This window comes from Pseudomonas serbica (assembly GCF_028823535.1).
In the GTDB taxonomy this organism is placed as follows: domain Bacteria; phylum Pseudomonadota; class Gammaproteobacteria; order Pseudomonadales; family Pseudomonadaceae; genus Aquipseudomonas; species Aquipseudomonas serbica.
This window is the reverse complement of the sequence record NZ_JAQIYM010000004.1, coordinates 39,375-53,487: the sequence shown is the minus strand read 5'-3', so window position 1 is coordinate 53,487 and position 14,113 is coordinate 39,375. Positions and strand designations below refer to the sequence as shown.

11 protein-coding genes are annotated in these 14,113 nt (G+C 62.0%); 7 read left to right on the top strand and 4 right to left on the bottom strand.

The genetic code is table 11. The annotated features are described in order from the left end of the window. Positions 1 to 7: 7 nt before the first annotated feature. The 3 genes from NQL71_RS07155 to NQL71_RS07145 are packed head-to-tail and all read right to left on the bottom strand — an operon-like array spanning position 8 to position 3,137. Positions 8 to 1,537, bottom strand: coding sequence for a tripartite tricarboxylate transporter permease (locus NQL71_RS07155; RefSeq protein ID WP_046816801.1), 1,530 nt, complete (start codon positions 1,535 to 1,537; stop codon positions 8 to 10). After that, a complete protein-coding gene (locus tag NQL71_RS07150; RefSeq protein WP_046816802.1) occupies positions 1,534 to 2,067 on the bottom strand; it encodes a tripartite tricarboxylate transporter TctB family protein in 534 nt (177 codons plus the stop codon). Before NQL71_RS07150 ends, NQL71_RS07155 begins: the two co-directional genes overlap by 4 nt. 53 nt (positions 2,068 to 2,120) lie before the next feature. Next, on the bottom strand, positions 2,121 to 3,137 hold the full coding sequence (locus NQL71_RS07145) for a Bug family tripartite tricarboxylate transporter substrate binding protein (protein WP_046816803.1): 1,017 nt from the start codon (positions 3,135 to 3,137) through the stop codon (positions 2,121 to 2,123). Positions 3,138 to 3,537: 400 nt separating this feature from the next. Here NQL71_RS07145 and NQL71_RS07140 point away from each other — a divergent pair, with 400 nt between their 5' ends. The 6 genes from NQL71_RS07140 to NQL71_RS07115 all read left to right on the top strand — a co-directional run bounded on the left by NQL71_RS07140 (position 3,538) and on the right by NQL71_RS07115 (position 11,068). Next, positions 3,538 to 4,878 carry an MFS transporter gene (locus tag NQL71_RS07140; protein ID WP_077184132.1) on the top strand — a complete coding sequence of 447 codons (1,341 nt, stop codon included), beginning with the start codon at positions 3,538 to 3,540 and terminating at the stop codon, positions 4,876 to 4,878. Further along, a complete protein-coding gene (locus NQL71_RS07135; protein ID WP_077184130.1) occupies positions 4,871 to 5,827 on the top strand; it encodes an amidohydrolase family protein in 957 nt (318 codons plus the stop codon). Before NQL71_RS07140 ends, NQL71_RS07135 begins: the two co-directional genes overlap by 8 nt. Beyond that, positions 5,824 to 6,828 (top strand): 4-hydroxythreonine-4-phosphate dehydrogenase PdxA, encoded by a 1,005-nt coding sequence (locus tag NQL71_RS07130; RefSeq protein ID WP_274642464.1) that lies wholly within the window; start codon positions 5,824 to 5,826, stop codon positions 6,826 to 6,828. The genes NQL71_RS07135 and NQL71_RS07130 overlap by 4 nt, the downstream gene beginning before the upstream one ends. A 314-nt stretch (positions 6,829 to 7,142) precedes the next feature. After that, positions 7,143 to 8,318, top strand: a complete 1,176-nt coding sequence (locus NQL71_RS07125; protein ID WP_033045585.1) for an L-rhamnonate dehydratase — start codon at positions 7,143 to 7,145, stop codon at positions 8,316 to 8,318. Between the two features lie 52 nt (positions 8,319 to 8,370). Continuing rightward, on the top strand, positions 8,371 to 9,366 hold the full coding sequence (gene araD1 / locus NQL71_RS07120) for an AraD1 family protein (RefSeq protein ID WP_046816807.1): 996 nt from the start codon (positions 8,371 to 8,373) through the stop codon (positions 9,364 to 9,366). Between the two features lie 121 nt (positions 9,367 to 9,487). Then, entirely contained in the window at positions 9,488 to 11,068 is a 1,581-nt protein-coding gene (locus NQL71_RS07115; RefSeq protein WP_274642463.1) for an aldehyde dehydrogenase (NADP(+)), read from the top strand. 132 nt (positions 11,069 to 11,200) lie between these two features. Here the strand turns inward: NQL71_RS07115 and NQL71_RS07110 are convergent, their stop codons facing one another. Beyond that, positions 11,201 to 12,109: a DMT family transporter gene (locus NQL71_RS07110; protein ID WP_046816809.1), complete on the bottom strand. Its 909-nt coding sequence runs from the start codon at positions 12,107 to 12,109 to the stop codon at positions 11,201 to 11,203. Positions 12,110 to 12,265: 156 nt separating this feature from the next. Between NQL71_RS07110 and aceK the strand changes: the two genes are divergently transcribed. Further along, positions 12,266 to 13,984: a bifunctional isocitrate dehydrogenase kinase/phosphatase gene (aceK, locus tag NQL71_RS07105; protein ID WP_046816810.1), complete on the top strand. Its 1,719-nt coding sequence runs from the start codon at positions 12,266 to 12,268 to the stop codon at positions 13,982 to 13,984. Positions 13,985 to 14,113 lie beyond the last annotated feature (129 nt).

The window sequence follows — 14,113 nt, the reverse complement described above, 5'->3', positions numbered from 1 at the left end:
TGCTGTGTCACAGCACCGATTTTGGTTTGACGACCTGGGGTTTGCGCAGGCCCATCAGCGTTTGCAGCGCCTTGGAAATCAACGGCCAGAACAGCATCAGCAGCGCCGCCGTGGTCAGGCTGCCCACCAATGGGTTGGACCAGAAGATCCCCAGGTGCCCGTCAGAGAACAGCATCGACTGACGGAACGCATCTTCGGCCTTGTCGCCCAATACTGCCGCCAGTACCAGTGGCGCGATCGGGTAGCCGAGTTTCTTGAACAGATAACCCAACGCGCCGAATCCGAGCATCAGCACCACGTCGAAGAACGAGTTGTGCACCGAGTAGGCACCGATGGCGCAGACCATGATGATGATCGGCGCGATGATCGAGAACGGAATGCGCAGGATCGAGGCGAACAGCGGCACGGTGGCCAGCACCACGATCAGGCTCACTACGTTGCCCAGGTACATGCTGGCGATCAGGCCCCAGACAAAGTCATGCTGCTCGACGAACAGCGTTGGCCCCGGGTGCAGGCCCCAGATCATCAGGCCGCCGAGCATCACTGCTGCGGTGGCCGAACCGGGAATGCCCAGCGTCAGCATCGGCAGCAAGGCGCTGGTGCCGGCCGCGTGGTCCGCGGTTTCCGGGGCGATCACGCCTTCGAGTTCACCCTTGCCGAAGTTGTCGCGGTTCTTCGAGAAACGCCGCGCCAGGCTATAGCTCATGAACGATGCGGCGGTCGGCCCGCCCGGTGTGATGCCCATCCAGCAACCGACCAGGGTGCTGCGCACAATGGTCCACCAGTAGCGCGGCAGCTTGGCCCAGGTGCGCAGGATCACCATCGGTGTGATGCGCGCATGTTCGCCACGGAACACCAGGCCTTCCTCCACGGTGCAGAGGATTTCGCCGATACCGAACAGACCGATCACCGCCACTTCGAAACTGATACCGGTCATCAAAATCGGCTGATCGAACGTCAACCGCAGGTTGCCGGACACGGTGTCCATGCCGACGGCCGCCATGGCAAAACCGATCATCATCGCGACCACGGTTTTCAGCGGAGGGTTCTTGCTCATGCCGATGAAGGTACAGAAGGCCAACAGGTACACCGCGAAGAACTCCGGCGAGCTGAACGACATGGCGAACGCGGCGATTTTTGTCGACAGGAAGGTCAGCAGCAGCACGCCGGCCAATGCGCCAATCAGTGCGGAACTGAACGCCGCGGTCAGGGCTTCGGCGGCACGACCTTCGCGGGCCATCGGGTAGCCGTCGAACGTCGTCGCCACCGATGAGGGCTCACCGGGGATGTTGAACAGGATCGAGGTGATCGAGCCGCCAAACAGCGCCCCCCAATACATGCACGACAGCAGGATGATCGCCGACACCGGCGACATGGTGAAGGTCAGCGGCAGCAACAGTGCCACGCCATTGGGAGCACCGAGGCCGGGCAAGACGCCGACCAGGATGCCCAGCAGCACGCCGATCACCATCAGACCGATGTGGCCCGGGGTCAGGATCAGGTTCATGCCTTGCAACAGGGAATCGAATTCGCTCATTTGAAGTTTCTCCCGGCCAGGGCAATCCAGTCGCCCATCGGGCCGGCATCCAGCGGGACCTTGAACCACAGTGCGAAAATCAGATAGCTGGCGAGTACCGCGCCGAGGGATACCGTGCCGATCATCAATTTGCCGTAGGGTTTTGCGCGAACCTTGTCACGCCACATGAACCAGGCGATGAAGCACGCCGAGGCGACGTAGATGCCGGTCAGTGGCATGGCCGCGACGAACAGCGCGATCGGGATGAACACCGACAGCACTTGCCTGAACGCACTGCGACTGACGAATGCAATGCTCAGCGCTTGCCAGCGCACCAGGGTCAACACGCCGTTGGCCACGCTCGCGGCGCTCAACATCAGGCCGATGTAGAAAGGGAAATAACCCGGCTCGGGGCCGGCATCGCCCCAGCCGATACCCTGTTCGACACTGCCGTACATCACCACCACGCCAATCAGCGCGGTGAAGACGGTCAGGCCGAGTTCGACCCAACGGGTACCGACCAGCGCGGGTGAATCCGAAGAATGGGACATGAAGACACCTCCAGCAGATAACGGCCGCCCGCAGGCGAGCGGCCGTGACAACGTCAGTTTTTCAGCCAGCCGGCTTCCTTGAAGACCGGGGTGACGCGGGCGGTGTCTTTTTCGATGTAGGCGGTCAATGGCTCGCCCTCGAGGAAGGTTGGCACCAGCGCGTTCTGCTTGACGTAGGCCTTGAACTCCGGCGTTTCAGTGACCTTGCGCATCAACTCGACGTAGAACGCCCGTTGCTCGGAGGAAATGTCGCCGGGCATGAACACGGTACGCGGGAAGCGGTATTGATCGATGCCCAGGCCTTGTTCGTGGCAGGTCGGCACATCGGCCCAGGATTTGTCGCCGGCGACTTTTTCGGTATAGGCCATGCGCTCTTTACTGAACACGCAGAGCGGTTCGACCTGATCGCCGCGCCATTGACTGATGCTTTCGCTGGGGTTGTTGACGTTGGCGGCGATGTGCTTGCCCGCCAGTTGGGTCGCGGCTTCGCTGCCGCTCTTGAACGGGATGTACACCAGCTTGCTGTCGGTGGTCTGGTTCAACAGCAGGGTCAGGGTCTGGTCGACATCCTTGGACTGGCTGCCCCCCATGCGCAGGTTCGACGGGTCGGCCTTGACCGCTTCATAGAAACCTTTGGCGTCCTTCCACGGCGCGTCTTTGTAGCTCCAGAGAATGAAGTCATCCTCGGCCACGGCGGCAATCGGTGTCAGTTCCTGCCACTGGTAGCCGAGCTTGGACACCAGCGGCAACAGATAGATGTTGTTGGTGCCGATCACCAGTTTCTCGGCATCGCCCTTGTTCATTTTCATGTCGAGAAACGCTTCGGCGCCATTGCCGCCACCCTTGTTCAGGACGATGGTATTAACGTCGAGAAACTTGTGTGTGGTGATGATCGACTGGATCAGGCGACCGAGCTGGTCGGTACCGCCACCAGGGCCACCGGCGACGACGATTTCGACGTTCTTGTCCGGTTGCCAGGCGGCATTGGCGAGAGCGGGAAGGGCGCCAGCGGCGATCAGGGTGCAGCCAAGAAACAGACGGGAAGTGCGACGGACGAATGCATTTCGCATGATGGAAGAGCCTCGTTTTTGTAGTTGTTATGAGTGACTTGTTTGCGTTCGAAAGCTGCAAGCCTGGGTCGAGTGTGGGAAGACGCCGTCGCCGCGTCTAGTCAAAACAATACATACACCGATAGCCTGGGGTTATAGCTAACCCAATCAAGCCGATCTTCTGTAGGAGCTGGCTCGCCAGCGAAGGGCCCCGCCATCCCGATTAAAGATTCAAGACCGCCCTAGCCGGCAAGCTGGCTCCTACAGAAAAGAATGCGTTCAACATTGAAAGGTGGTTGAAAGCAGCGCATGCCATAACCCGAGGCTATCGCCTGATTTCAAGTTTTGATTAGACGGTTATCACCGGGCCTTCGATAGTGCTCACAACATCGCACAAGAATAATAAATCGAGGTACGCACCATGGCTCGTTCCAGTGCTTCCCTGCATCTGCCCGGCGCAGACGCCGCACCCGCAGTCGCGGCAATACCGCAAGTGACTGCCTTAAAAGCCAGCAACGTGCGCTGGCGGATCTTCGCGATCATCTTTGCATTGACCATGGTCAACCTGATCGATCGGGTGTCGCTGTCCATTGCCATGCCGACCATCGCCCATGAGTTTTCCCTCTCCCCAAGCCTCCAGGGGCTGATTCTCAGCAGCTTCTTCTGGGCCTATGCGCTGCTGCAGATTCCCGGCGGCTGGATGATCGATCGCTTCGGGCCGCATCGGGTCATCACGTGGTCCACCGGCTTGTGGGGTACGTTCCAGGTGCTGGCGGCGTTCGCCACTGGCGGCTTGTCATTGTTGTTTGCCCGCGTGGCACTGGGGGCTTCGGAAGCGCCCTTGTTCCCGTCAGGCGGCAAGCTGATTTCCCTGTGGCTGGCGCCCGGCGAACGCAGTCGCGGGGCGGTGCTGATGGACAGCGGCAGCCCATTGGGCGTGGCGCTGGGCGGGTTGATCATTGCCTATCTGATTGCCTCGCTGGATTCGTGGCGCCTGGCGTTTGTGATCGCCGGCATCGCGACCCTGGTACTGGCCTGGGTGGCGTGGCGTTATCTGCGTGATGACCCGGCCAGTCACCCGCAGGTCAATGCCCTGGAGCTTGCGAAGATCAATGCCGGGCGCGCCACGCCGGCCGCCGAAGCCGCGCGTGCACCGGTCAAGGGCCTGGGCATCGCTGCCCGTTCCCTGAGCGGTTTACTGATCGGTCGTGCCAGTTGGGCCATGGTGTATTTCGGCCTGCTGACCTGGGGCCCGAGCTACCTGGCACAAGCCCGGGGCTTTGATATCAAGGGCATTGGCGCGGCGACCTTCGTGATTTTCGTCTGCGGCGCCTTGGGTTCATTGACCGGTGGTTTCCTCTGCGACGGCTTGATTCGCAAGGGCGTCAGCCGCGGTGTGGCAGTCAAGAGCCTGCTGGCGTTTTCCGGGCTGGTGGCCCTCGGCGCATTCCTGCTGCTGCCGACCCTGAGCAATCCTTTTGCGGCCGTGGCGCTGTTGGCCATGACCGCGTTTTTCCTGATGTGGGGCAGCCTCTACTGGAGCTTCCCGGCACTGCTGGCGGCACCAGCGCGGGTCGGCCTGATCGGCGGCGTGATGAACATGGCCGGTAGCACTGGCGGAATCGCGGTGCCGATCCTGGTGGGAGTGATCTTGCAAATGACCGGTGGCTTCGCCCCGGTGCTGGGATTCTTCGCGGTGTGCTCGGCAGTGTTCGTGCTGGCAACGTTGTTCATCAGTCTCGACGAGGTGCGCCATGGGTGAACTGTGGAACGGTCCGATCATCGATGCCCATCATCATTTCTGGGACCCAACGATCAACGACCATCCGTGGCTGGCGCCGGAGGCGAACATCCCGTTTCGCTATGGCGATTACACTGCGATCAAGCGCCGTTATTTGCCTGACGACTACTTCGCCGATGCCGGCGTCCATCGAGTCGTGCAAACGGTGTATGTCGAGACCGAATGGAACCCGCAGGACCCGATTGGCGAAACCCGTTTCATCGAGCAACTCGCGGCCCGCTACGGCGTACCGAATGCGATTGTCGCGCAAGCCTGGCTGGATCACCCGGACGCCATCGCCGTGCTGCGCGAGCAGGCCAGCTACAAGTGCGTGCGCAGCGTGCGGCACAAACCCGGCGGGCCGACATCCCCCGAACAGTTCGGCCGGGTGCGCAGCCTGATGAGCGACGAGCGCTGGCGGCGCAGTTATGCCGCGTTGGAGGGGCTAGGCCTGCACTTCGATCTGCAAACTCCTTGGTGGAACCTGCCCGAGGCCGAACGGCTGGCCCGGGACTTCCCCGGCATCACCCTGATTCTCAACCACGCCGGCTTACCCAGCGATCGCAGTGCCGAGGGCCTGGCCGGTTGGCGCGCGGCGATGGCGCGGTTGGCGCAGTGGCCGAACGTGCAGGTCAAGATTTCCGGCCTGGGCCAGGCGGGCAGGGCGTGGCGCGCCATCGACAACGCCTGGATCGTGCGCGAAATCATCGCGATGTTCGGCTGCAAACGGGCGATGTTCGCCAGCAACTTTCCGGTGGACAGCCTGTGTGGCTCGTTCGACGACATCTACCGCGGTTTCAAATCCATCGTCGCCGATCTGCCAATGGCCGATCAGGAGCGACTGTTCTACAGCAACGCGCAGCGCATCTATCGCTGCGAACCTGGCGCCATTGACCGGGCGCTGCCTGAATCCTTGAGGAGTGAAGCATGAACAAGACAACCATCGCGATGGTCCTGGGTGACCCGGCGGGCATCGGTCCGGAACTGATCGCACGCTTGCTCGGCGACCCCGACGTACGCAGCCAGGCCAACGTGATCCTGATCGCCGACGAAGCGGAAATGCGTCGCGGCATGCGCATCGCCGGGGTGGAGTTCCCCTATCGCCGGGTGGAGTCGCTGGAGCAGCTGTCATTCGCTGACGACACACCGCTGTTCTACGATTTTCGTGGCGACACCCTCGGTGAGTTTCCCCGCAGCGAGGCCAGTGTCATTGGCGGTCGCTACAGCCTCGACACCCTGGAAGTCGCCCTGCGCCTGACCGAGGCCGGGACCACCGACGCGATATTGTTCGGGCCGTTGAACAAGACGTCGCTGCACATGGCCGGCATGGCCCATAACGATGAGTTGCACTGGTTCGCCGAGCTGCTGGATTTCCACGGGCCGTTCTGCGAATTCAATGTGCTCGACAATCTATGGACGTCACGCGTGACCTCCCATGTAGCGTTGTCAGCAGTCCCGGGCATGCTCAGTCAGGCGCGTGTGGTGGAAGCGATTCAACTGATCGACATCGCACTCAAGCGCAACGGCCTGGAAAAACCACGCATCGGCGTCTGCGGCCTGAACCCGCACAACGGCGACAACGGCTCGTTCGGTCGCGAAGAACTGGACATCATCGGCCCGGCCGTGCGTTCGGCCCAGGCACTGGGCATCGCGGCGGAGGGGCCGTATCCGGGGGACACGATTTTCCTCAAGGTCCAGGGTGATGCCAGCGCCTTCGATGCGGTCGTGACGATGTACCACGACCAAGGGCAAATCGCGATCAAGTTGATGGGCTTCTCCCGTGGCGTCACGGTGCAGGGCGGCCTGCCCATTCCGATCACTACGCCGGCCCACGGTACCGCATTCGATATCGCCGGGCAGGGCAAGGCCAACGTTGGCGCGACGCGCCAGGCGTTCGAGATTGCTTGCCGGATGGGTGGCAACAGCTACTGACACTACGCAAAAAAACTGTAGGAGCTGGCTTGCCAGCGAAGACGGCCTGACAGACACCCCCGAAGTGACTGTCGGGCCGCTTTCGCTGGCAAGCCAGCTCCTACAGTTTTATGTATTCCCCGATAACTCGATCTAGCGGATTACTGCATTTTCCTATCACCCCAGGTTATCGCCGGATACGCATAAGTGATTATCCGCACCCCCTGGGCGCTGGCTACAGTCGCTCCATCGAATGCGCACAACCGCCCACCCGAGCGGCTCCGCGCAGCGACTCAACAACTACAAGAAGCCGGCAGCGCAAGGAAACCGTATTCATGAAAATCAAAGCGATCCGTACCCGCGTATTCGAGTGGAAAGGCAAAGTCGTCCCACCTCAAGCGCACTTCTGCACCAACGCCAGCGACATCCTGTTCGAGCGCGGCGACGCCATGGGCTCGTTCCGTTTCCACGGCTGGCTGGTGGTGGAAGTCGAGACCGACACCGGTCTCGTCGGTATCGGCAACTGCGCCCTGGCGCCGCGTGTGGCCAAGGAAATCATCGACACTTACCTGGCACCCATCGCGATTGGCGAAGATCCGTTCGACAACGAATACATCTGGCAGAAAATGTATCGCCAGAGCCATGCCTGGGGCCGCAAAGGCATCGGCATGGCAGCCATCTCGGCGATCGATATCGCCATCTGGGACATCATGGGCAAGGCGGTCAACAAACCGGTGTTCAAACTGCTCGGTGGCCGCACCAAGGAGAAGATCTGGACCTACGCCTCCAAACTCTACGCCAACGATAACCTCGACCTGTTCCTCGAAGAGGCCCAGGGTTATCTGAACCAGGGCTTCACCGCGCTGAAAATGCGCTTCGGCTACGGCCCGAAAGACGGCCCGGCGGGCATGCGCAAGAACATCGAACAGGTGCGCGCCCTGCGGAACCTGGCCGGCCCCGACGTCGACATCATGCTCGAATGCTACATGGGCTGGACCCTGGAATACGCCCGCCGCATGTTGCCTAAGCTGGCCGAGTTCGAACCGCGCTGGCTGGAAGAACCGGTGATCGCCGACGACATCGAAGGCTACATCGAGCTGAAAAAAATGGGGATCATGCCGATCTCCGGCGGCGAGCACGAATTCACTTCCTACGGTTTCAAGGACCTGCTGGAACGCCGCGCCGTCGACGTGATCCAGTACGACACCAACCGCGTCGGTGGCATCACCGCTGCGCGCAAGATCAACGCCATGGCCGAAGCCTGGTCGGTGCCAGTGATCCCCCACGCCGGACAGATGCACAACTACCACCTGACCATGTCCACCACGGCTTCGCCAATGGCGGAGTTCTTCCCGGTGTTCGACGTCGAAGTCGGTAACGAACTCTTCTACTACGTGTTCAAGGGCGAACCGCAACCGGTCAACGGCTACATCCAGCTCGACGACAACAAGCCGGGCCTGGGCCTGGAAATCTCCGATGAGTACCTGAGCGACTTCAACATCATCGAGTGACCTTGAGGCGTCGTCATCCGGCGGCGCCGTCCACGACTTTGCGGAGGCCGACATGCGCCTGATTCAATTTGAAAACACTGCCGGCGAACGCCAGGTCGGGCTGGTCGACGGGGCTCAGGTCCTGGTGCTCAAGGGCACCCGCAGCACCCGTGAACTGGCACTCGCGGCGATCCGCGGCAAACACAGCCTGCAGGAAGAAGTCGCCCTGCGCGGCACCGAGCCGGGCCCGGAATACGCCCAGCTGTTGCAGCAGCGCCAGGTGCTGCCGCCGCTGGATCACGAAGACCCGGCCCATTGCCTGATCAGCGGCACCGGCCTGACCCACCTGGGCAGCGCCTCGACGCGGGATAAAATGCACCAGCAGGAAGGTGCCATGGAAACCGCCATGACCGACACCATGCGCATTTTCAAGTGGGGCCTGGAGGGCGGCAAGCCAGCGGCCGGTCAGGTCGGTGCGCAGCCGGAATGGTTCTACAAGGGCGACGGCAGCATCGTCGTGCGTCCTGGCGCCGACTTCCCGGTGCCGCCCTTTGCCGAAGACGCCGGCGAAGAACCGGAACTGACCGGGCTCTACGTGATCGGCGACGACGGCCAGCCGTATCGCGTCGGGTTTGCCCTGGGCAACGAGTTCTCCGACCACGTCATGGAACGGCGCAACTACCTGTACCTCGCCCATTCGAAATTGCGCTGCTGCTCCTTTGGCCCGGAGCTGCGCGTCGGCGAATTGCCCAGGCATCTGGTAGGCACCAGCCGCATCAAGCGCGATGGCAAGACGATCTGGGAAAAGGAGTTTCTCAGTGGCGAAGACAACATGTGCCACAGCCTGGCCAACCTCGAATTCCACCACTTCAAGTACGCTCAGTTCCTGCGTCCCGGTGATGTGCATGTGCACTATTTCGGCACCGCCACGCTGTCGTTTGCCGATGGCATCAAGACCCAGCCGGGGGATCGCTTCCAGATCAGCCTCGATGAGTTTGGTGCGCCACTGGTGAACGGCATTGGCGAAAGTGCCCAGCCGCTGGCTATCGGTCAGGTGCGAGCGCTTTGACCCCTGTAGGAGCCGGCTTGCCGGCGAAAGCGATTTTTCACGCGACGTTGATGTTTGCCGTGCCATGGCCTTCGCCGGCAAGCCGGCTCCTACAGGTCTGTAATCGATCAAGGAATCCGCAATGACCACGATACTTGGACACAATTACATCGGCGGCCGCCGCAGCGCCAACGGCAACGTGCAACTGCAAAGCCTCGACGCCACCAGCGGTGAGCCTTTGCCTGGCACCTTCTTCCAGGCATCCGAAGCCGAGGTGGATGCCGCTGCCAAGGCCGCCGCTGCGGCGTACCCGATCTACCGCAACCTCAGTGCAGAAAAACGCGCGACCTTCCTCGACGCCATCGCCGATGAAATCGATGCGCTGGGCGATGACTTCGTCGCCACCGTGTGCCGCGAAACTGCGTTGCCAGCCGGACGTATCCAGGGTGAACGCGGTCGCACCAGCGGCCAGTTGCGCCTGTTCGCCAAGGTCCTGCGTCGCGGTGATTTCTACGGCGCGCGCATCGACCGCGCATTGCCGGATCGCCAGCCTTTGCCTCGTCCGGACCTGCGGCAGTACCGCATTGCCCTGGGGCCGGTGGCGGTGTTCGGTGCCAGCAACTTTCCGTTGGCGTTTTCCACCGCCGGTGGCGATACCGCCTCGGCCCTGGCCGCCGGTTGCCCGGTGGTGTTCAAGGCCCACAGCGGGCACATGGCAACCGCCGAGTGGATGGCGGACGCGATCATTCGCGCCGCCGAGCGAACGGAAATGCCCGCCGGGGTGTTCAACATGATCTACGGCGGTGGCGTCGGTGAGTGGCTGGTCAAGCACCCGGCGATCCAGGCCGTGGGCTTCACCGGTTCGCTCAAGGGCGGCAATGCCTTGAGCCACATGGCGGCGACCCGGCCGCAGCCAATCCCGGTATTCGCCGAGATGTCGAGCATCAACCCGGTGTTCCTGCTGCCCGAGGCGCTGGCCGTGCGCGGTGAACAGATCGCGGCGCAGCTTGCCGGTTCGGTGACCCTGGGCTGTGGGCAGTTCTGCACCAACCCTGGCCTGGTCATCGGCCTGCGTTCGCCGCAGTTCAGCACCTTTCTCGAAACCTTTTGCGCGAGCATGAACCAGCAACCGGCGCAAACCATGCTCAATGCCGGCGCACTGGCCAGCTACAGCCGAGGCCTGGGCGAGCTGCACGAACATCCGGGGTTGACCCACCTGGCGGGCAAGCCGCAACAGGGCAATCAGGCGCAGCCGCAAGTGTTCAAGGCCGATGTCAGCCTGCTGCTCAAGGGCGATGAACTGCTTCAGGAAGAAGTGTTCGGGCCGGCTACCATCGTTATCGAAGTCGAGAGCCGTGCGCAGTTGGCGCAGGCGCTGCAAGGCCTGCGCGGGCAATTGACGGCGACGCTGATTGGCGAGGCGGACGAATTGCTGGAGTACCGCTGGCTGGCTGAGTTGCTGCAAGAGAAGGTCGGGCGGATCTTGCTCAACGGTTATCCGACCGGGGTCGAGGTCTGCGAGGCCATGGTGCATGGCGGGCCGTATCCGGCGACGTCCGATTCGCGCGGGACGTCAGTGGGGACCTTGGCGATCGATCGATTCCTGAGGCCGGTGTGCTTCCAGAATTACCCGGATGCGTTGCTGCCCGAGGCGTTGCAGGACGCCAATCCGTTGGGGATTCGGCGGTTGGTGGATGGGGAGGTCAGTGATTCAGCCTTGTAGCGTCTGATCTGCCGCCTTCGCGAGCAGGCTCGCTCCCACAAGGGATCTTCGGTGAACACATGATGTGTGAACACCCGGATCAAATGTGGGAGCGAGCCTGCTCGCGAAGGCTTCATCCAAAACGCAACAATCCTACCGGCCAGCCACCAAGCCCGGTTTCACCGCAGCCGGCTTCAACACCAACCACAACGCCGCCGCAATCAACACCCCGCCATAGATGTGCGCCATCGACAACGGCTCATCCAGCAACATCGCGCCCCACAACACCCCGAACGGCGGGATCAGGAAAGTCGTGGTCATCGACCTCACTGGCCCGACCGAGCTGAGCAAACGGAAGTAAACGATGTACGCCAGCGCGGTACACACCAGCCCCAATCCCAGCAACGACAACCAGACATCCCAGCCACCCCAGCTGGCCGGCGGCTGACTGATCACGCTATAGCCGAACAGCGGCAACAGAAACAACGTCGCCCCGAGCATGCTGCCCAGCGCAGACAAACGGCTGTCGAGGCCGCCGGCCTGATCCAGCCAGCGGCGGGCAAGGAACCCGGCGAAGCCGTAACAGGTGGTGGCGAGCAGGCAGGCGAGGGCGCCCATCAGCAATTGCAGGTCGAACGCCACGGGGCCTGCGCGCGTCAGTACCCCAACACCGAACAAGCCAAGGAATACCCCGCCGAGCTTGGCGGCGGTGAGCCGTTCATGGAAGAACATCCCGCCGATCAGCACGCCCATCAGCGGCGTGGTCGCATTGAAAATGGCCGAATACCCGGCGGGCAGCACCTGGGCGGCCACGGAGTACAGGGTGGCCGGAATCCCCGAGTTGATCACCCCGAGTAGCATCACGGTCTTGAGTTTGCCCTTGAAATCCCAGCTGATGCGCATCAGCCCAAGGATCAGCAACAGGCCGGTAGCGGCAATCGAGACGCGGAAAAACGCCGTGGGAATCGTGCCAATCACCGGGGCGATGATGCGCATGAACAGAAAGCTCGCACCCCAGATGGCCGCCAGTGACAGTAAACGGACAATATCGACGGGGTTCACAGCGTTCTCCTTCCTGATGGGGACGAGAGTGTTGCCGAGCGGCTGATCGATGGCAACCGGAAAACGGGCACATTACCCGGGCGCAAAATTACACTTCTCCTGCACCCGCTTCACTGGCTAAGCTCAGGGCTCACGAATTCCCGCAGAGGTCTCACCATGCCGCAGCAATGGCCAGCCGCCGATATCGCCCGAATGATCCTCGATGGCTTTGACGATTACCGCGAGCATTTCCGGCAGATCACCGACGGCGCGCGGGCCCGCTTCGAGCAGGCACAGTGGCAGGAGACGCAGGTCGCGTCGGCCGCGCGGATCAATCTCTACGAAGAAAAAGTCAGCGAGACGGTGGAGCGGCTGCGCATCGCGTTCGACAGTGACACCCTGGACGTCAGTTGCTGGCCGCTGGTCAAGAGCGCGTACATTGCCTTGATCGACCTGCGCTTCGACGATGAATTGTCCGAGACCTGGTACAACTCGATTTTCTGCGGGCTGTTCAGCCATGACCTGATCAGCGACGGCTGCATGTTCATCCACACCACCCGGCCGAGTCTGCGCCGGGCTCGCGCCGCGCAAACCCGCACCTACAAACCCCAGGGCCAGCTGGCGGGCATGCTGGCGAGCATTTTTGCCGATTATCGCTTCAGCGAGGAATACGCCGACCTGCCCGGCGACCTGCGCCGCCTTGAAGCGCAACTGCGCGAGAACCTGCCGGACTGGGTCTGCAAGGACCCGGAGCTCAGTGTCGAGCTGTTTTCCTCGGTGCTCTACCGCAACAAAGGCGCCTACCTGGTGGGGCGCATCTACACCGCCGATGAGCAATGGCCGCTGGCAATCCCGCTGCTGCACCTCGAGGGGCGCGGCATCCAGATTGATGCGTTGATCACCGACGAAGCGGACGTGTCGATCATCTTCTCGTTCACCCGTTCGTATTTCATGGTCGATGTGCCGGTGCCGGCGGAGTTCATCGGCTTCCTCAAACGCATCCTGCCGGGCAAGCACATCGCCGAGCTGTACACCTCGATCGGTTTCTACAAGCACGGCAAATCCGAGTTCTACAGGGCGCTGATCAACCACCTGGCCAACACCGACGACCAGTTCATCATGGCCCCCGGCGTGCGCGGCATGGTCATGAGCGTGTTTACCCTGCCGGGGTTCAACACGGTGTTCAAAATCATCAAGGACCGCTTCTCGCCGTCGAAAAACGTCGACCGCGCCACGGTGATCGAGAAATACCGGCTGGTGAAGAGCGTCGACCGGGTCGGGCGCATGGCTGACACCCAGGAGTTCGCCGACTTCCGCTTCCCGCTGGGCAAGTTCGACCCGGCGTGCCTGGAAGAACTGCTGGACGTCGCGCCGTCCACGGTGTCGGTGGAAGGCGACACCGTGCTTATCCGTCACTGCTGGACCGAGCGGCGCATGACGCCGCTGAACCTGTACCTGGAACACGCCAACGACGCGCAGGTGCGCGAGGCCCTGGAAGATTACGGCCTGGCGATCAAGCAACTGGCGGCGGCGAACATCTTCCCCGGTGACATGTTGCTGAAGAACTTCGGCGTTACCCGTCACGGTCGCGTGGTGTTCTACGACTACGACGAGATCTGCTTCCTGACCGAGGCCAACTTCCGCCACATTCCCGAGCCGCGTACACCGGAAGACGAAATGGCGTCCGAGCCCTGGTATTCGATCGGACCGCTGGATGTGTTCCCTGAAGAATTTCCGCCGTTCCTGTTTGCCGATTCGGGGCAGCGCAAGTTGTTCGATCAACTGCATGGCGAGTTGTACAACGCCGACTACTGGAAAAGCCTGCAAGAGGCGATCCGGGCGGGGAAGGTGATCGATGTGTTCCCGTACCGCCGCAAAGGCCATGATACCGAGTGACATTCTGATCATTCCCACGCTCTGCGTGGGAATGCAGCCCGGGACGCTCCGCGTCCCTAGCGCGGGCGCAGAGCGTGGCAACGATCACACGGCGGTGCAAATCTGCGACAATCGCCAACCTGCGCCACT